This window comes from Actinoallomurus acaciae (assembly GCF_042429965.1).
Taxonomy (GTDB): Bacteria; Actinomycetota; Actinomycetes; order Streptosporangiales; family Streptosporangiaceae; genus Actinoallomurus; species Actinoallomurus acaciae.
On record NZ_JBHLZP010001087.1, the window covers coordinates 1 to 1,140 of the forward strand.

1 protein-coding gene is annotated in these 1,140 nt (G+C 76.1%); it reads left to right on the forward strand.

Going from position 1 to position 1,140, the window contains the following annotated elements:
• Window positions 1-1,007: 4Fe-4S dicluster domain-containing protein (locus tag ACFFNX_RS50700; RefSeq protein ID WP_378213660.1), on the forward strand; the 1,007-nt coding region annotated here is incomplete at its 5' end.
• Between the last annotated feature and the right edge of the window lie 133 nt (window positions 1,008-1,140).

The following is a 1,140-nucleotide window of genomic DNA, read 5'->3' on the forward strand; positions in this document are numbered from 1 at the left end:
GCACCGCGATCCGCGAGCGCACGCTCCGCGAGCTCGGCACCCACCTGGAGGCGCTCGAGGCCGCCGTCGAGGAGGAGGGCGGGCGCGTCCACTGGGCGCGCGACGCCGCCGAGGCCCGCCGGATCGTCGGCGGCCTGCTCCCGGACGACACCCCGGCCGCCCTGGTCCGCTCCGACGTCACCGACGAGATCGGGCTCGAGGGAGCGGAACCCGGCCCGCACAGCAAGGCCGCCGTCGTCGGCGCCGGCTTCCTGGTGGCCGAGACCGGCACGGTCGTCGTCGCCGACCGCGGCGATGGCCTCACCTTCCCCGGCACGCTCGTGGTCGTGGCCGGCATCGAGGACCTCGTCCCCGACTGGACCGACCTGGAGGTGCTGCTCCAGCTCGTGTCGCGGGCGGGCGCGGTCGTGCCGATGCGGCCCACGGTCACCACCCGCACCGGCGACTTCGCCCTGGTGCTGCTCGACAACGGCCGCACCACCGTGCTCGCCGACCCCGACGGGCGGGCGGCCCTGCGGTGCGTCCACTGTTCGGCCTGCAGCGACGTCTGTCCCGTCTTCCAGCGCACCGGCCCGCGGCCGTACGGTCCGGTCCGCGCGGGGCCGATCGGCGCCGTGCTCACCCCGCAGGTACGCGGCGTCGAGGCGCCGCTGGGCGCGTCACTGCCGTTCGCCTCGACGCTCTGCGGCGCCTGCGCCGACGTCTGCCCGGTGAAGATCGACATTCCGGCGATGCTCGTGCATCTGCGGGGCCGGGTCGTCCACGCGCGCCGTGGCCGCCCGGTGCCGCCCCCGGAGATGCTTCTGATGCGCGGTCTCGCGTGGAGCATGGGCGACCAGCGCCGCTACGAGCACACGCTCGTACGCCGGGCGCGGTGGGCGCGTCTGCTGGCCCGCGACGGGCGGATCCGCCGGCTGCCCGGCCTGCTGGGCAAGTGGACCGACGCCCGGGACCTGCCCGCGCCGCCGCGGCAGAGCTTCCGCGCCTGGTGGCGGCGCCGGCGATGAGCGAGAGGATCGGCAAGCACGGTGCGCCCGCGCCCTCCTTCGACGAAGGAGGGCGCAGTGAGCGAGTGCGGCGAGCGAATCGGTAGGCGCTGCGGTCGCCTCCTCCGGCGAAGCGGTTCGGTGAGCGGGCTCA